Source organism: Solemya velum gill symbiont, from assembly GCF_002020255.1.
In the GTDB taxonomy this organism is placed as follows: domain Bacteria; phylum Pseudomonadota; class Gammaproteobacteria; order Chromatiales; family Chromatiaceae.
In genome coordinates this window covers 21,965-38,520 of record NZ_MPQG01000011.1, presented here as the reverse complement: position 1 = coordinate 38,520, position 16,556 = coordinate 21,965, and the positions used below count along the sequence as shown (strand labels likewise).

At 53.3% G+C, this 16,556-nt stretch carries 15 protein-coding genes; 8 read left to right on the top strand and 7 right to left on the bottom strand.

Annotation, left to right across the window (positions count from 1 at the left end; genetic code table 11):
- The first annotated feature begins 52 nt into the window (after nucleotides 1-52).
- On the top strand, nucleotides 53-298 hold the full coding sequence (locus tag BOW06_RS08605) for a hypothetical protein (RefSeq protein WP_043116098.1): 246 nt from the start codon (nucleotides 53-55) through the stop codon (nucleotides 296-298).
- A gap of 175 nt (nucleotides 299-473) precedes the next feature.
- On the opposite strand, the gene groL is transcribed toward BOW06_RS08605, so the two are convergent.
- The 4 genes from groL to BOW06_RS08585 form a co-directional block, all read right to left on the bottom strand.
- Nucleotides 474-2,126 carry a chaperonin GroEL gene (gene groL, locus BOW06_RS08600; protein ID WP_043116097.1) on the bottom strand — a complete coding sequence of 551 codons (1,653 nt, stop codon included), beginning with the start codon at nucleotides 2,124-2,126 and terminating at the stop codon, nucleotides 474-476.
- 28 nt (nucleotides 2,127-2,154) lie between these two features.
- On the bottom strand, nucleotides 2,155-2,445 hold the full coding sequence (groES, locus tag BOW06_RS08595) for a co-chaperone GroES (protein WP_043116096.1): 291 nt from the start codon (nucleotides 2,443-2,445) through the stop codon (nucleotides 2,155-2,157).
- Nucleotides 2,446-2,570: 125 nt separating this feature from the next.
- On the bottom strand, nucleotides 2,571-4,145 hold the full coding sequence (locus BOW06_RS08590) for a hypothetical protein (protein ID WP_143556193.1): 1,575 nt from the start codon (nucleotides 4,143-4,145) through the stop codon (nucleotides 2,571-2,573).
- 19 nt (nucleotides 4,146-4,164) lie between these two features.
- On the bottom strand, nucleotides 4,165-4,647 hold the full coding sequence (locus BOW06_RS08585; protein WP_043116093.1) for an FxsA family protein: 483 nt from the start codon (nucleotides 4,645-4,647) through the stop codon (nucleotides 4,165-4,167).
- Nucleotides 4,648-4,771: 124 nt separating this feature from the next.
- Here BOW06_RS08585 and cutA point away from each other — a divergent pair, with 124 nt between their 5' ends.
- From cutA to polA, 4 genes are read left to right on the top strand one after another with little or no spacing between them, the layout of a single operon-like run.
- On the top strand, nucleotides 4,772-5,089 hold the full coding sequence (gene cutA, locus BOW06_RS08580) for a divalent-cation tolerance protein CutA (protein WP_043116092.1): 318 nt from the start codon (nucleotides 4,772-4,774) through the stop codon (nucleotides 5,087-5,089).
- Entirely contained in the window at nucleotides 5,059-7,314 is a 2,256-nt protein-coding gene (locus tag BOW06_RS08575) for a protein-disulfide reductase DsbD (RefSeq protein WP_043116090.1), read from the top strand. The genes cutA and BOW06_RS08575 overlap by 31 nt, the downstream gene beginning before the upstream one ends.
- Before the next feature lie 5 nt (nucleotides 7,315-7,319).
- The gene (locus BOW06_RS08570) at nucleotides 7,320-7,868 is read left to right on the top strand and encodes a TlpA family protein disulfide reductase (RefSeq protein ID WP_143556039.1); all 549 of its coding nucleotides are present in this window, start codon (nucleotides 7,320-7,322) and stop codon (nucleotides 7,866-7,868) included.
- Entirely contained in the window at nucleotides 7,865-10,579 is a 2,715-nt protein-coding gene (gene polA, locus BOW06_RS08565) for a DNA polymerase I (RefSeq protein WP_078454647.1), read from the top strand. The genes BOW06_RS08570 and polA overlap by 4 nt, the downstream gene beginning before the upstream one ends.
- A 15-nt stretch (nucleotides 10,580-10,594) precedes the next feature.
- Here the strand turns inward: polA and BOW06_RS08560 are convergent, their stop codons facing one another.
- Genes BOW06_RS08560 through BOW06_RS08550 form a run of 3 tightly spaced genes read right to left on the bottom strand, consistent with a single transcriptional unit; the run spans nucleotide 10,595 to nucleotide 13,555 of the window.
- Nucleotides 10,595-12,115, bottom strand: a complete 1,521-nt coding sequence (locus BOW06_RS08560) for a cupin domain-containing protein (protein ID WP_162181088.1) — start codon at nucleotides 12,113-12,115, stop codon at nucleotides 10,595-10,597.
- The gene (gene yihA, locus BOW06_RS08555) at nucleotides 12,075-12,680 is read right to left on the bottom strand and encodes a ribosome biogenesis GTP-binding protein YihA/YsxC (protein ID WP_043116086.1); all 606 of its coding nucleotides are present in this window, start codon (nucleotides 12,678-12,680) and stop codon (nucleotides 12,075-12,077) included. Before yihA ends, BOW06_RS08560 begins: the two co-directional genes overlap by 41 nt.
- Entirely contained in the window at nucleotides 12,677-13,555 is an 879-nt protein-coding gene (locus BOW06_RS08550) for an SDR family oxidoreductase (protein WP_043116084.1), read from the bottom strand. Before BOW06_RS08550 ends, yihA begins: the two co-directional genes overlap by 4 nt.
- A gap of 63 nt (nucleotides 13,556-13,618) precedes the next feature.
- Between BOW06_RS08550 and BOW06_RS08545 the strand changes: the two genes are divergently transcribed.
- Genes BOW06_RS08545 through hslU form a run of 3 tightly spaced genes read left to right on the top strand, consistent with a single transcriptional unit; the run spans nucleotide 13,619 to nucleotide 16,538 of the window.
- Nucleotides 13,619-14,641 (top strand): CDP-6-deoxy-delta-3,4-glucoseen reductase, encoded by a 1,023-nt coding sequence (locus tag BOW06_RS08545; protein ID WP_078455122.1) that lies wholly within the window; start codon nucleotides 13,619-13,621, stop codon nucleotides 14,639-14,641.
- Nucleotides 14,641-15,189, top strand: a complete 549-nt coding sequence (gene hslV / locus BOW06_RS08540; RefSeq protein ID WP_043116082.1) for an ATP-dependent protease subunit HslV — start codon at nucleotides 14,641-14,643, stop codon at nucleotides 15,187-15,189. The genes BOW06_RS08545 and hslV overlap by 1 nt, the downstream gene beginning before the upstream one ends.
- A gap of 8 nt (nucleotides 15,190-15,197) precedes the next feature.
- Nucleotides 15,198-16,538, top strand: coding sequence for an ATP-dependent protease ATPase subunit HslU (gene hslU / locus BOW06_RS08535; protein WP_078454645.1), 1,341 nt, complete (start codon nucleotides 15,198-15,200; stop codon nucleotides 16,536-16,538).
- Nucleotides 16,539-16,556: the final 18 nt, after the last annotated feature.

The following is a 16,556-nucleotide window of genomic DNA, read 5'->3' as shown; positions in this document are numbered from 1 at the left end:
GTAACGGCCATAATTTTTTTAATACCATGTTGTATATGGAGAGGATTTGAGAATGAATAAAGTTTTAAGCGCTACACTCGCTCTGTTGTTTGCCCTGCTGATCTCAGGAGCGTCTTTTGCGGCTGATCCAATGAGTAAAATGGCTGATACCATGGCAGGTGCCATGGGCGCTGCTGCTGATACCGCTAAAGATATGACCGGTACAGGTGACAAGGCAAAGGAAGGTGAAGCAGCGAAGGAAGGCGAGGCAGCAGCTAAAAAGGAAGGCGAGCCCGAGCCCGAGCCTGATTGCGATTAATTTCAGAGATGAAAGTGGCTGATTGAATTAGCCATTTTTCCTGCATAAAAAAGCCCCGCATTTGCGGGGCTTTTTTGTACGGCATTGTGCAGCCATGAATCTGTATTTAAGTTCCAGGGGCGAGGGATGGTGCTCAAGATCAAGACAGACTCCAGACCCGCTCCCGGGGCTTAAATTACATCATGCCGCCCATGCCTCCCATTCCACCCATGGGATCCATGCCGCCGCCGGCTGCAGCCGGTGCTTCTTCCTGAGGCTCCTCGGCAACCATCGCCTCGGTGGTGATCATCAGGGCTGAAACGGAAGCAGCGTTCTGCAGAGCAGAGCGGGTGACCTTGGTCGGGTCAAGAATACCCATGTCGACCATGTCGCCGTACTCGCCATTTGCAGCGTTGAAGCCGTAGTTACCTTCGCCGTTTACAACATTGTTGAGAACAACTGAAGGCTCGCCGCCTGCGTTAGAAACGATCTGGCGCAGAGGCTCTTCCATTGCACGACGTGCCAGTTTGATACCGACATCCTGGTCGTGGTTATCGGCAGTCAGGCCGGAGATTGCACTGAGTGCGCGAACCAGGGCAACACCACCGCCCGGGACGATGCCTTCTTCAACAGCAGCGCGGGTTGCATGCAGCGCATCTTCAACACGTGCTTTTTTCTCTTTCATTTCAACTTCAGTCGCAGCACCAACCTTGATGACGGCAACACCGCCGGCCAGCTTGGCAACACGTTCCTGCAGCTTTTCGCGGTCGTAATCTGAAGAAGTCTCTTCGATCTGTGCGCGAATCTGCTCAACGCGTGACTTGATGTCATTCTCGACACCGGCACCGTCGATAACAGTGGTCTCTTCCTTGGTGATGATAATGCGCTTGGCAGTACCCAGCTCGTTAAGAGTTGCTTTCTCGAGAGTCAGGCCAACCTCTTCAGAGATCACGGTAGAACCGGTGAGGATGGCTAGATCCTGCAGCATTGCCTTACGGCGGTCACCGAAACCCGGTGCCTTGACTGCAGCAACCTTGACGATGCCACGAATGGTGTTAACTACCAGGGTCGCCAGTGCTTCGCCTTCAACATCTTCTGCGATAATCAGCAGAGGACGGCTTGCCTTGGCAACGGCTTCCAGTACGGGAAGCAGGTCACGGATGTTGGAGATCTTCTTGTCGAATAGAAGGATGAAGGGATCTTCCATTTCAACATTCTGTGCTTCCTGGTTGTTGATAAAGTAAGGAGAGAGGTAGCCACGGTCAAACTGCATGCCTTCAACGACATCCAGCTCGTTTTCCAGTGCTGAACCTTCCTCAACAGTGATAACGCCTTCTTTGCCAACCTTGCCCATCGCATCGGCAATGATGTTGCCGATGGAGGTGTCGGAGTTCGCAGAGATTGAACCAACCTGTGCGATCTGATCTTCGGTTTCACATGGCTTTGAGAGGTTACGCAACTCTTCGATTGCAGCAGCAGTTGCCTTGTCGATGCCGCGCTTCAGATCCATCGGGTTCATACCGGCAGCAACTGCCTTGAGGCCTTCGCGAACCATTGCCTGGGCGAGAACGGTTGCGGTAGTGGTACCGTCACCGGCGATATCAGAAGTCTGTGAAGAGACCTCTTTAACCATCTGTGCACCCATGTTTTCGAACTTGTCAGTCAGCTCGATCTCTTTAGCGACCGAGACGCCGTCCTTGGTGATGGTTGGCGCGCCGAAGCTCTTTTCGAGAACAACGTTGCGGCCTTTCGGGCCAAGGGTAACCTTTACAGCATTGGCGAGGACGTTAACACCTGCCAGCATTCTGTGGCGAGCGTCGTCGCCAAAACGTACTTCTTTTGCACTCATTTGAAATATCCTGTGGAATTAAGTTTGCTTAGCCTTCGATAACGCCCATGATGTCTTCTTCGCGCATCACGAGTACTTCTTCACCGTCAACCTTCACTTCGGTGCCCGAGTATTTGCCGAACAGAATCTTGTCGCCGACTTTAACGTCGAGGGCGCGGACTTCGCCGCTATCAAGGATTTTGCCGTTGCCAACAGCGAGGATTTCGCCTTCGGCAGGTTTTTCTGTAGCGCTGTCTGGCAGCACGATACCGCCTGCGCTGGTGCGTTCTTCTTCCATGCGGCGTACGACGACGCGATCATGTAAAGGACGAATGTTCATTGAGGACATCTCCTGAAACTTATTAGTTTGTGGTTAAAACAAGTCGTGTGCTGTTAGCACTCGTTAATTGTGAGTGCTAATAATAGGGGCAAAATTTCTCAGGTCAAGCCCGAATCGTGGCTAATTTAGGGTTGTGGTGCCTGAAGACCCATCAGCAGCATCGACATATCCTTGCCGTTAATGACGAGGCCCTTCTCGGGGGAGAAGACAATATCGTAGGCATACTGGTCCTTTTCGATCGCCTCGCCGAACCCCCTGATGAGTGACGTTACCAGCACCACTTGCATCAGCTCGGGCTGCTGCTGCGACCTTTGCGCGGCCTGGGTGGAGATAAAGTCGAGTTCGTTGATCGTTCCCTTGAGGTGTCCGTCGAGAAAATCGAGTGGCGTGTCGCTGTTGGCAAGAAACTGTTTTGGATCGCTGTCAGGCGGCAGCAGGGGTTCGACCGTGCCAATGAACTGCAGGTCAAATTTACCACCAGCAATTTGTAACTTGTTGATTTTTAATAGCGGGGGCTGTTGCAGAAGGATTTTCTGCAGCAACTGGCCAATCAGTTGGCGGTCGCTTTCACCAACCGGGAGGAGTGTTGCCAGGCTCTCAAGAAAGCGTATCAGCGGCAACCTGGCCACGGTTATATCCAGCTGCAGGCTGATGGGCTGCAGTTCGGCTGTAACTTGCGGCAGGGAAAGGTGGAGATTCCTGAAATGGAAGCTCCCGCGCAGATCACTGAGTTCTTCTTGTCCTGTGTAACTCGCCAGGCTACCAATCTCATCCAGGCTGGCAACTTGCAGACCATCCTCGCTGTAAGTCAGGTTCACAATGCGGCCATCGGATGTCAGGGAGGAACCGGATGCCGTGCGCAAGAGGCCAAGAATGTAGTTGAGAACCAGTTTCTGATTCTCTGCCTTGTCCAGCTCTTCCTGCTCAATATTCACTAATGCATCCATCTGCTCCATCAGCGAAAGCAACAGAGGGAGTGAAAATTTCTCAAGGCTTGCGTTGGAGATGATTTTTTCCACTTCCACTTGCTGGCCACTGCCGCTATCGAAGTGGATTCCGCTGGCATTGAAATCTGATTTTCCACCGATCACACCATCCTGCTCTGTGACTGCCTGCTGGAAACTGACAGAGTTGATTGTCAGGTAGGGCCCCTTGCGGAGATTTATCTTTTCAATAGTCTGTACGGTGATTGATTCAAGGCGGCAATCCGTACCTGTGCTGAGTAGTTGCCAATAGCTTCCATTACAATGTTGATCGGCAATATCGACTGTCAGCAGTGGCTTGCCCTTGTCGAGGATGATCCACTGGGACGGAATTGTGAGCTGATAGCTGAATTTTTCATCTTCACCGGGTGTTGTCCGGTAGACAAAATCGCCGAATTGAATGCCATTTCCTGCGGGATCAGTAAGTCGGGTGTCGAGCAAGGCAACTTCTATGATTTCACCTTTGCGTACAGCCTCGATCGGCTTGCCGACCTGCAGGGAGAGTTCGCGCGGGACGCCATGTGCAGATTTCAGTGAACCAACAAGGGCTTTCAGAACCATCTCTTCCTGCGAGCCCGGTGTGGCTGGAACAACGGTCAGCTTCGGAGTTGCAATGGCATCTGGCTGTACAGCAGGTTTCTCTTCGGTTGCCTGGAGCAGGGCTGGCTGGAGTGTGCAGGCAGTCAGCAGGAGTGCTGCGCTGACTCTCTTTTTCAAGGATTTCTTTACGTACGGTTTAACTTTGTGGCTTGCTGTCATCCTGACCGTTCCTTTTGAATTCGCCCTCGATAATATCACCCTCACGTGAGTATCGAATCTCTTCGCGAATGATGGTGACATCCGGTTTTTCACCTGCCGGTGTGATGATTTGACTATTTTTCAGCCAGCGCAAAACAAGAAGGTGGCGCAATGGTGGTATCAGCAGCAGAAAGCCGATGGTGTCGGTGACGAAACCCGGCAGCAGAAGGGAGATGCCAGCGACCGCAAGTAGGATGCCCTGCAGCATATCGAATGCCGGGGCCTCACCCTGATCGAGTTGCTGGCGCATACGGAAAATGGTCGAAATGCCTTGCTGGCGAACCAGCCAGCCACCGATGACGGCTGTCAGGATGACCAGCCAGATGGTCGCAAAAGCACCAATCTCGCTACCGACCTCTATCATAATGTAGAGTTCAGTTGCGGGAACGGCAACAAAAAACAGCAGGAAGAGTAGGGGCATAGGGGCTTTTCTGGTGTCAGTTGAATGGATGGCTACGGCCGATTTCGGTTGTCATGGACGCGCAGCCGTTATTAGCCCTAAAATAGGGCCGCTATAAAAGAATTACAAGAGCATTGTCTCGCTGATGAAGCTGATCGTCTACTGTACATGCCCTGACAAGGGTGTTGCTGAAACAATTGCAGAGATGCTGGTTGAACGGCGGCTTGCCGCTTGCGTCAATATATTGCCGCAGGTGCAATCGATTTACCGCTGGCAGGGTCAGATAGAACATGATGATGAGATTTTGCTGCTGATCAAGAGTGATGTTGCGCATTTTGAATCCCTCAGGGAGGCGATTATGGCGCAGCACCCCTATGATCTCCCAGAAATAATAGGTGTCCCGGTCGCGGCCGGTCACCCGGAGTATTTAACGTGGATTACAAACGAGCTTACCAAGTCCTGACTTTACTGCTTGCAGCTGGTGTGGCATTGATGTCCACCTCGGCCTTTGCGCTGTTTGAGGAGGACGAATTCCTGATGCCCGACGAGGCGTTCAAGGCAGACCTTGTCGAGGTTGATGGACGGCTCGAGGCACGCTGGCAAATCGTTGACGGCTATTATCTCTATCGCGACAAGCTCAAGTTTGAAAGCCTGACTTACGGCGTGGTGCTGGGCGAACCGCAGCTGCCTGAATCCAAGACCAAGAACGATCCCAATTTCGGAAACACCGAGGTTTATTACCATGCATTGATCGCGAGCCTGCCGGTGGAGCAGGGCAGTGGAGATGCCGAGGTGCGCGTCACCTACCAGGGTTGTGCAGAAAAGGGTCTCTGTTATCCGCCACAGCGCAAGGTGTTCCCTGTGGTGCTTGCAGCGCTTGCTACGCCCGCACAGGCTGCACCTGCGAATGACCCGGTACAAGAGATCGCCGCTATTGGTGATTCACTCGGTTTTGATGATGATTTGTTGCCGCCAGAACAGGCGTTCAATTTTGATGCGCAGCTTGTCGATGACAGCACGTTGCGCGTGAACTGGAACGTGGCAGATGGCATTTACCTCTATGCCGACAAGATGAAGCTTGCCGTCAGCGGTGGCGCAACGGCAGGAGAATTCACTTTTCCGGCTCCAGAGAAAAAGTGGGGACTGGCACCGGATGGTACCGAAGGCGAACTGGATGTCTACCACGGTTTAGTGACTGTCGATGTACCGCTCAATCGCGTGAGTAATGATCCCGTTGTACTGAATGCCGGTTACCAGGGGTGTGCAGAGATTGGTATCTGCTACCCGCCACAGAAAAAACAGCTGAGCTTTCCTTTCTCGACAGCTGATGCATCAATGGCAGCGGTGGCTCAGCCGGTTGAACCGACCCCTGTTCCTCAAACAGTCGATGTCAAACCAATGGGGCCGCTGTGCGATGATGTTTCAGGTGCCAATGCCACGTTTGGCAACAAGGGGTTCTGGACGATTATCCTGTCGTTTTTCATCATCGGTGCGCTCTTGTCGCTGACACCATGTGTCTTCCCGATGATTCCGATCCTGTCAGGAATCATTACCGGGCATAGCGGAAAGATGACGCCGGCGAAGGGCTTCATGCTCTCGGTGATCTACGTATTGGCGATGGCGGTTACCTACACTTTGGCAGGTATCATCGCAGCCAAGTCGGGTGAGAACCTGCAGGTCGCGCTGCAAAGCCCGATCGCACTCTCACTGTTTGCCGGACTGTTTGTGTTGCTGGCGCTGTCAATGTTCGGTTTTTATGAACTGCAGCTGCCTTCCAGCCTGCAGAGCAAGCTGACCGAGTTCAGCAACAAGCAGAAAGGCGGTAGCTATACTGGCGTTGCCATCATGGGTTTCCTCTCGGCACTCATTGTCGGACCATGTGTTGCACCGCCACTGGCAGCTTCGCTTGCCTATATCAGCCAGACTGGTGACGTGGTACTTGGCGGAACAGCCCTGTTTGTCATGTCGATCGGTATGGGTCTGCCGCTGCTGGCACTTGGTGCCTCGGCAGGCAAGCTGTTGCCTCGTGCAGGCGGTTGGATGGATGCGGTCAAGGCTGTCTTTGGCGTTGTCATGCTGGCGATCGGTATCACCATGCTGGAACGTCTCGCACCGACCTTTATTCCTGCTTACCTGCCGATGATCCTGTGGGGGCTGTTGCTGATTGCATCGGCAATCTACATGGGCGCACTTGAGCAGTTGCCTGAAGGCGCTTCCGGATGGCGCAAACTGTGGAAAGCCCTCGGTATCGCCTTTATTGCCTGGGGTGCCGTTGTTCTGATCGGCGCTGCCAGCGGCAAGGATGATCCATTGCAGCCACTGGTTCATACAGAGCATGTGGAGTTCAAGCGAATTACTACCGTGGAGCAGCTTGATGCCGAACTGGCTGCAGCGCGTGCGGCAGGCAAGCCGGTCGTGCTCGATTTCTATGCCGACTGGTGTGTCTATTGTAAAACCATGGAACGCGAAATCTTCCCGCACCCGCTGGTGCAGGAGAAGTTCGAGGGCAAACTGCTGCTGCAGGCTGATGTTACTTCCAACACCGAGCTGATGGATGAGTTTGGCCTGGTGGCACCACCGACAATACTGCTGTTTGATGCGGAGGGTACCGAGCTGTGCAACTATCGCATGATCGGTAACGTGACCGTCGACCAGTTGCTCGAACGTCTGAACGCGGCGGGCATGTGACTGCAGTGAAAAAACATGGGCTGTTGGCCGGATTGCTGATTGTCGCACTGGGTGCAGGTATTGGCCTGGGTGTGATGCAGCAGAATGGTTCCCTGCAGAGGGGATTCGATACGCTGACGATCAAGCTGTTCGGTCAATACATGCCTGAATTTTCATTGTCTGACCTTAAGGGTGAACTGCACAGTAGCAGCGAGTGGCAGGATAATGTGGTGGTACTCAACTTCTGGGCAACCTGGTGTCCGCCATGCACTGCTGAAATGCCGATGTTCGATGCTTTGCAAGATGAATACGAAGAAGCCGGCGTGAAATTTGTGGGTATCGCAATTGATAACCAGGCAGATGTCGAAACATTCATCACGGAGAAAGAGATTGGCTATGAGATACTCATGGGAAATCCGGACAGTATGACCTTGTCCAAATCTCTGGGTAATAAAAACGGTGGACTTCCCTTTACGGCTGTTTTTGATCGTGCCGGCAAACTGGTTGCAACAGTTGTTGGCGAGGTGCCGCGTGAACGTCTCAATAATCTTCTGGCAGTATTAACCTCCTCATGAGTGAACAAAAACCACTACTGGTACTGGTCGATGGCTCCTCCTACCTGTTCCGCGCTTACCATGCATTGCCGCCACTGACGAATTCGAAAGGCGAGGCGACAGGTGCGCTGGTTGGTGTGATTAACATGTTGCGCAAGCTGATTGCCGACTACCAGCCGAGTAATATCGGCGTTGTTTTCGATGCGCCGGGTAAAACCTTTCGCAACGATCTCTACGCAGAATACAAGGCCAATCGCCCACCGATGCCGGATGACCTGCGTGAGCAGATAAAGCCGTTGCACGAGATCATTCGTGCCATGGGCCTGCCAGTGATTATCGAGTCTGGTGTAGAGGCAGATGACGTGATTGGAACGCTTGCTGCAGAAGCAACGCGTGATGGTGTTGAGACGGTGATCTCCACCAGCGACAAGGATCTCGCACAGCTGGTTAGCGATCACGTCACCCTGGTTAACACCATGTCGGAGACAAAAAGCGACCGCCAGGGTGTGATCGACAAGTTCGGTGTCGCACCTGAGCAGATCATCGATTACCTGGCACTGGTTGGCGATACCTCGGACAATATTCCCGGCGTGCCAAAGTGTGGCCCCAAGACTGCTGCCAAGTGGCTGTCTGAGTTTGGTGACATTGATAACCTGCTTGCCAATGCTGACAGCATCAAGGGCAAGATTGGTGAAAGCCTGCGTGCCTCAATGGAGCAGATACCGCTGTCGCGTGAACTCACCACGATCAAGACAGATGTGAAATTGCACGAGTCGATTCCCGATCTTGTTGCCACACCAGCAGATACGCAAAAACTGCGTGAGTGGTATCGGCACATTGAATCAAACCGCCTGCTGGCAACGCTTGATGAAGAGGCTGGAGTGGCAGATGCAGAGACGCCCGAGGCTGAAGCACCTGCAGAGCTGAAATATGAAACCATTCTGACACAGGATGATTTTGAGCGTTGGCTCGAAAAGCTCTCCAGTGCCGAGCTGATTTGTATTGATACGGAAACCACCAGTCTCGACTATATGCAGGCAGAAATTGTCGGCCTGTCGTTTTCAGTCGAGGCGGGAGAGGCCTGCTATATTCCCGTTGCCCACAACTACCCGGGTGCACCGGATCAGCTCGACCGGGAGATGGTGCTGACGACTCTCAAGCCGTTGCTCGAGGATGCGAACATCGCCAAGGTGGGGCAGCATCTCAAATATGACATGAACATACTGGCGAATGCCGGAATTAACCTGCAGGGTGTTGCCTATGACACCATGCTTGAATCCTACGTCTTCAACTCGACCGCGACACGGCATGACATGGATTCGCTTGCGCAGACCTACCTGAACCTCAAAACAATCAAGTATGAAGAGGTTGCCGGCAAGGGTGCAAAGCAACTGACATTTGACCAGGTGCCGCTGGAGCAGGCTGCTCCCTATGCAGCGGAAGATGCCGACATTACATTGCGCCTGCATCAGGCGATCTGGCCAAAACTTTCCGCAGAGAGTGGCCCTAAATCGGTTTTCGAAACAATCGAAATTCCACTCGTGCCTGTGCTGTCGCGCATCGAATGCACAGGTGTGCGCATAGATTCGGCGATGTTGGTCAAGCAGAGCGGCGAACTGGCAACCCGTATGCACAAGCTCGAGGAGCAGGCGTACGAAATTGCAGGACGCTCCTTCAATATGGGATCACCCAAGCAGATTGGGCAGATCTTCTTCGAGGAACTCGAACTGCCGGTAATCTCCAAGACTCCCAAGGGGGCACCATCGACAGCAGAGTCCGTGTTGCAGGAACTGGCCGAGCAGGGACATGAGCTTCCGCAGGTGATCCTGTCGCACCGCGGTCTTGCCAAGTTACGCTCAACCTATACAGACAAGCTGCCGGAGATGGTTGATCCCGACACTGGCAGGGTACACACCTCGTATCATCAGGCAGTGGCTGCGACCGGACGCCTCAGTTCATCGGATCCAAACTTGCAGAACATCCCTGTGCGCACCGAAGAGGGACGCAGAATTCGTCAGGCATTTGTGCCTGAGGATGGTTATCGCATGGTGGCTGCTGACTACTCGCAGGTCGAGTTGCGCATCATGGCGCACCTGTCAGGCGACAAGGCTCTGATGGGTGCATTCTCCGACAACATGGATGTTCACCGTGCCACTGCAGCAGAGGTGTTTGGTGTCACGCCTGATGAGGTGACACCTGATCAGCGTCGTTCTGCCAAGGCGATCAACTTTGGCCTGATCTACGGCATGTCGGCATTCGGGCTGGCCAAGCAACTGGGCGTTGAGCGCTCTGTGGCGCAGGAGTATGTCGATCTCTATTTCGAACGCTACCCGGGCGTTCGGGAGTTCATGGATTCAATCCGTGCCGATGCGCATCAGAACGGTTATGTCGAGACAGTGTTTGGACGCCGCCTCTACCTGCCGGAGATCAATTCACGCAACGGCATGCGTCGTGCAGCATCTGAACGTACCGCGATCAATGCACCGATGCAGGGAACAGCAGCAGATATCATCAAGTTGGCAATGCTGGATGTTGATGGCTGGATTCGCAATGACAAGCCTGATGTACGCATGATCATGCAGGTGCACGACGAGCTTGTGTTCGAGGTTGCTGAAGGCCAGCTCGATTCTGCGGTTGAGCAAATCAGCAGCAGAATGTCACAGGCTGCAGAACTGAAAGTACCGCTTGTTGTTGATGTTGGTATTGGTGATAACTGGGACGAGGCACACTAAGTAAAGGCCGGTTTATCAGACCGCCTTGATGGTTGTCGCTGTGTCAGCATGAAATTCGAACACCAGGTAGGCGCACGGCTCTGTTCCCTCATTGTGCGTGTTATGCAGTTCACCGGCCCGGATGAAAAAGACACCACCACGGCCAAGTCGTTGATTGAGTACGCTTAATTCACCTTCAAGAACAATAATTGCAGTGTCGTATTGATCGACATGCCGCTTGAATGATTGGCCAGGTTGCAGTCGGGTGAAATGCATGTGCAGATGTTTTAGCCCGGAACTCTGGTGGTTGACTGAAAGCCGATTGTTTCCTGCATCATAGAAGGATTTTTTATATCCGACAGTTTTTGCTGGCCTGGATTGCGCTGCCCGTGCGCTCCAGCGGAACATGAGGTATTGAATCGGTTCTTCACTGCCGTTGTAGATCGTATGTGTTTGCCCTGAAGGATAATAGAAAAAATCTCCGGCGAGGGATGGATATGCCCGAAGTGCTCCCTTGCCCGGTTCGTTGATGAAGATGGTTGCTGTGCCTGAGAGGACGAGCAGGATCTCCTCGTCATCATGATCATGTGGCATATGCGGCATGCATCCCGGCAGCAGTTCTGAAGCATGACACGAGAACTTTCTGAAAATCCGGGTCGGCGTGTTGAAGTAAGGGAAGGCGGCCCAGTTCAACTGTTTCTTGTTTGCAAGTTCAGGCTGTACGGCAATAGATGCTGCCGTATAGGTCAGTTGTCCGTTCTTTTCCAGAACATTGTGATTGACCAAGGGGTCAGGTTTTCCCTGGACTGGCATCACTGGAGGGGCACTTGCATGGCCGTCATTATAAACAAATGGGTAAGACATATAGTCCTTAGCGAACCTGATCGGTATGCCACGTTTGCCATACTGCAGTAACAGGGTACGTCGTGGAAGCCTGTTATGGTTGAAAGTGCCATGCCACAAGCGGCCGTCAAAGAATATGCCATCTCCATCATTGCAGGATGGGGCCATAATGCTGGCTTCAGAATCGTATTCAAGCGCTTTTTCAAGTACGGCCACGCCATCGGGGTCATATCTTGCCGGGTCTTCATAGGCAAAGAATTTCTGCACAGGCACCCCATATGTATGGCTGCCGGGAATCGCCATCAAGGTGCTGTTCTCATCAACACCGGAGATGCCGATCCAGAGTGAAACGAAGCCACCTTCAGGCCGGCTGGTTTCGTTGTCTGAATGCCAGAGATGGATCTGGTCAGGCTCGCGATCAATAATTTGGGCGCCCCATAAATAGTAATCGCTGTTTTCGAAAAGTGAGTCCAGCTGGTGACGGATGGTTTGGCTGGTAGCAAGCTGTCGCACTTGCGTATCTGTCATCCACAGTCGCTTCAGCTCATTGGGTTTGCTTAGATCACCTGAGTCTACGTCCAGAGATGCGAGGTAATCGATGGTTTCGCTATCGATTAATTGTCTCGCAGCGATGTATCCCTGTTTTTTCCACTCTTCAGTCATGTCAGCGAGTTCATTCAGCCTGTATGTTGTACCACTCGTTGAGCTTGGCATGGATTTCATCAACGCCGCGTTTTTTGAGTGCGGAGAAGAGTTGTACGGTGACATCGGGGTACTCTGCGATGCGCTTGCGAACCTTGAGCATGGCGGCGGTGGCGGGACCGTTTTTGAGCTTGTCCGACTTGGTCATCAGGATATGAACCGGCAGTTCGAGATGAACGCACCATTCAATCATTTGCATGTCGAGATCCTTCATCGGGTGGCGGCAATCCATCATGACTACGACGCCCTTGAGGCACTCACGCTGTTCGATGTAATTGGATAACAATCCACGCCACTGTTCGCGAATTGAGCTGTGTACCTTGGCAAATCCATACCCGGGCAGATCGACAAGTCGACGATTCTCATCAAGGGAGAAGAGATTGATCAGCTGGGTGCGGCCGGGGGTTTTACTGGTGCGTGCCAGACTCTTCTGGTTTGTCAGTGTGTTGATGGCGCTCGACTTGCCTGCGTTTGAACGGCCGGCAAAAGCGACCTCGTAGGCATCTTCGCAGCTGGGTAGTTGCTCCAGTGCGGCAGCGCTCATGTCAAATTTAGCCTGGTAGAAAAAAGGGTTCACTGAAGATCCTCTGGTGATCGGTTGAATATGGCGGCCAGGCCGTCGTCAAGCGTAGGGTACTCCAGTTCGAGTTCGAGGTCTGCCATCAGTTTTGCATTGGAGAGGCGGCGCGACTCTTTCAGGTAGCTCAGCAGACCCTTGCTGAGCACCCCCTGTGCTTCTGCCATGCTGATTGTCGGCGGGTGCGGTAATCCAGCAAAATCGGCAACGCGCATGAAATAGTCAGTCATATTGCCCGGCTGACCGTCAGTCACGTTATAGATTTCCCCGTTACGGCCCTTTTCACCCAGGGCGAGAATGATGCTGGCAAGATCGTCGACATGAATACGGTTGGTAAATGGCGCCTGATCGGCACATAATAGCGGCTCTTGACTCTCGAGGCGCTGTAATGGCAGCCGGTTCGGGCCATAGATGCCGGCAACACGAATGATGATATGGGGCCAGCCTTCCCGTGTCGCCTTTTGTCTGATCTGCTGTTCCGCATCGAGACGTCTCTTTGCACGCTCGGCTTTGGGTGCGACAGTTGCAGTTTCGTCGATCCATGCTCCATGGCAGTCGCCATAGACGCCAGTTGTGCTTAAGTAGATAAGGCTTTTCGGCGTGCCTGACACGGCATCGAGAAAATGTTGCATGCGTGTGTCGACACTCCCCTGTGGAGGTGGCGGCGCAAGATAGAGCAGGTGTTTGGCATCGATATTGATGGGTGCAATAGCAGTGTCGAGGTCTGCGATGCAAGGCGTAACGCCTTCATGGGCAAGTTGTTGTGCGCTCTTGTCTGAGCGTACTAGACCCGTAACAGAAGCACCTTGCCGGAGCAGTTTTGCGGCAATTCGGCGCCCGAGGTCGCCGCAGCCAACGATTAACGTTGCAGTCATTAGGTTTTAATTCGGCCCGAAATACGGGACAATTTCGCAATTTTTACGGATTCAAGCAAGTTTATGTCTGATTTTCAGGTCACAATCGAGTCAAATGGGCAGCAATTTACCGTTCACAAGGGTGAAGCCATCCTTGATGCAGCTCTGCACCAGAATGTTATTTTGCCCTATGGGTGTCGCAGCGGCAGTTGTGGCTCTTGTGCGGTTACCCTGGTCGAGGGCGAAGTCGAGTATCCATTTGGAATCCCGGGTGCAATGCCTGATGAGGAGGGTGCATGCCTTACTTGCCAGGCCCAGCCCCTGTCGGATGTGACAATTCGTGCCGAAGTGCTCGAAACTATCGAGGAGATCGAGGTTAAGGCGTTGCCATGCAAGCTTGAGCACATGGAGCAGCTGTGCCATGACGTCATGGGTCTGCATCTCAAGCTGCCGGACAGCCAGCGTTTTCGTTTTCTGGCTGGTCAGTACCTTGATATCATCCTGCCGAACGGCCACCGTCGTGCCTTCTCGATCGCCAATGCGCCGCACGATGATGAAGTCATCGAACTGCATGTGCGCTATGTTTCGGGTGGTGAGTTCACCGAGACTGTATTCAACTCCCTGCAGGAGAAGACAATACTGCGTATCGAGGCGCCACTGGGATCGTTTATCCTGCGTGAACACTCAGACCGTCCGATGCTGTTTGTTGCCGGTGGCACCGGTTTTGCGCCGATCAAGGCGATGGTCGAACACGCCCTGTATGTCGGTGAGAAGCGGCCAATGAAAATTTACTGGGGTGTGCGCTCCAGTCGTGATCTTTACCTTCCGGATATGCCGCAGAAGTGGGCCGACGAAAATGCTAATGTCGAGTTTGTACCCGTACTGTCAGAACCGGATGAAGGTTGGCAAGGACGTTCGGGCTTCGTTCACGAGGCAGTGGTTGAAGACATCGAGGATATTGCCGATTATGATGTCTACATGGCAGGTCCGCCGGTCATGGTCGAGGCGTGTGCAAACGCTTTTGCGGATAAAGGGCTGTCACGAGACCACATGTATTCAGATGTATTCGAATATGCTGCGGCCAAAGAGAAACAAGAGGTTTCCTAATGCCTGAATATCGCGGGACAACAATCCTATCTGTACGTCGAAACGGCAAAGTTGTTATCGGTGGTGATGGCCAGGTGAGCCTTGGCAACACCGTCATGAAAGGTAATGCGCGCAAGGTGCGCCGTCTCTACAAGGATCGTGTGATTGCCGGATTTGCCGGTGCAACAGCCGATGCGTTTACCCTGTTTGAGCGTTTTGAAGGCAAGCTTGAACAGCATGGGGGGCACCTGACGCGTGCCGCTGTAGAGATGGCAAAAGACTGGCGTACCGACAAAATGCTGCGCCAGCTCGAAGCGCTCTTGTGTGTTGCTGATCATTCAGCATCGCTGATTCTTTCCGGTAATGGTGATGTCATTCAGCCGGAAGACGACCTCATGGCGATCGGTTCCGGTGGCGCTTATGCCCAGGCTGCTGCCCGTGCCCTGCTAGACAACAGCGAGCTTGATGCACGCGGGATTGTCGAGAAGGGGCTGCATATTGCGGCAGATATCTGTGTCTATACCAATCACAATCTCGTCATCGAAGAACTTGAAATCCAGGACTCCTGATTTGTACCATGTCTGAAATTACTCCCCGCGAAATCGTCGCAGAACTCGATAAACATATCATTGGTCAGGCCGAGGCGAAGCGCGCCGTGGCGATTGCTCTGCGAAATCGCTGGCGTCGTTCACAGGTTGACGAGGAGATGCGTGCCGAGATCACACCAAAGAATATTCTAATGATCGGTCCGACCGGTGTCGGAAAAACCGAGATCGCACGTCGCCTGGCAAAGCTGGCCAATGCGCCTTTCATCAAGGTTGAGGCAACCAAGTTTACCGAGGTTGGCTATGTCGGACGCGAAGTTGACAGTATCATTCGTGACCTTGCCGATTCGGCCACCAAAATGGCACGTGAAGTGGCGATGGAAGAAGTGCGCGACAAGGCGCGCGAAGCAGCCGAGGAACGTGTGCTTGATGCCCTGTTGCCGTCAGCCACCCCCACGACATGGGAGCAGGAGAGCCAGGAAACACCTGAAGAGTCGTCGACACGTACCAAGTTTCGTTACAAGCTGCGTCGCGGCGAACTGGATGACAAGGAGATCGAGATAGAGGTTGCTGCACAGAAGGTCGGTGTCGAGATCATGACGCCACCGGGCATGGAGGAGATGACCGGCCAGTTGCAGGAGATGTTCCAGAACATGGGCGGCTCAGGTCGTTCAAAACGGCGCAAGCTGCATATCAAGGAAGCCCTCAGGCTGATTGAGGATGAAGAGGCAGCCAAACGGGTCAACGAGGAAGAGATGAAGCTGCAGGCAATAGATAATGTTGAGCAGCATGGCATTGTCTTTATCGACGAGATCGACAAGGTCTGTTCACGCGCCCAGGCAAGTGGTGCTGACGTCTCCCGCGAAGGAGTGCAACGTGATTTACTGCCGCTGGTCGAGGGATGTACCGTCTCCACCAAGCAGGGCATGGTGAAAACAGATCACATCCTCTTCATCGCCTCGGGCGCTTTCCACCTGGCCAAGCCATCTGACCTGATTCCTGAACTGCAGGGGCGTATGCCGATTCGGGTTGAGCTTTCGGCACTTAGTGTTGAGGATTTCTCACGTATTCTGACCGAGCCGGATGCATCCCTGACAGAGCAGTACCAGGCTCTGATGCAGACCGAGGGTGTTTCGGTAGAGTTCGAAGCGAGTGGCATCCAGCGCATTGCCGAGATCGCATGGCAGGTTAACGAGAAGACAGAGAATATCGGTGCACGCCGTCTGCACACCGTGCTGGAACGCTTGCTCGAAAGCCTCTCGTATGAAGCCTCGGACAGGGCGGGAGTCAGTGTCACAATTGATGCGGCCTATGTTGACGAGAGTCTTGGCGAGCTGGCGCAGGATGAAGATCTGACGCGCTACATCCTTTAACATCAGACACACTGCGGA

Excerpts from the sequence above, each read along its gene's own strand:
- BOW06_RS08545 (WP_078455122.1), top strand. The coding sequence starts at position 13,619 with ATGTCTGATTTTCAGGTCACAATCGAGTCAAATGGGCAGCAATTTACC.
- hslV (WP_043116082.1), top strand. The coding sequence starts at position 14,641 with ATGCCTGAATATCGCGGGACAACAATCCTATCTGTACGTCGAAACGGC.
- BOW06_RS08585 (WP_043116093.1), bottom strand. The coding sequence starts at position 4,647 with ATGCCCCTACTCTTCCTGCTGTTTTTTGTTGCCGTTCCCGCAACTGAA.
- polA (WP_078454647.1), top strand. The coding sequence starts at position 7,865 with ATGAGTGAACAAAAACCACTACTGGTACTGGTCGATGGCTCCTCCTAC.
- BOW06_RS08605 (WP_043116098.1), top strand. The coding sequence starts at position 53 with ATGAATAAAGTTTTAAGCGCTACACTCGCTCTGTTGTTTGCCCTGCTG.
- hslU (WP_078454645.1), top strand. The coding sequence starts at position 15,198 with ATGTCTGAAATTACTCCCCGCGAAATCGTCGCAGAACTCGATAAACAT.
- BOW06_RS08550 (WP_043116084.1), bottom strand. The coding sequence starts at position 13,555 with ATGACTGCAACGTTAATCGTTGGCTGCGGCGACCTCGGGCGCCGAATT.
- groL (WP_043116097.1), bottom strand. The coding sequence starts at position 2,126 with ATGAGTGCAAAAGAAGTACGTTTTGGCGACGACGCTCGCCACAGAATG.
- BOW06_RS08560 (WP_162181088.1), bottom strand. The coding sequence starts at position 12,115 with ATGCCAAGCTCAACGAGTGGTACAACATACAGGCTGAATGAACTCGCT.
- cutA (WP_043116092.1), top strand. The coding sequence starts at position 4,772 with ATGAAGCTGATCGTCTACTGTACATGCCCTGACAAGGGTGTTGCTGAA.
- groES (WP_043116096.1), bottom strand. The coding sequence starts at position 2,445 with ATGAACATTCGTCCTTTACATGATCGCGTCGTCGTACGCCGCATGGAA.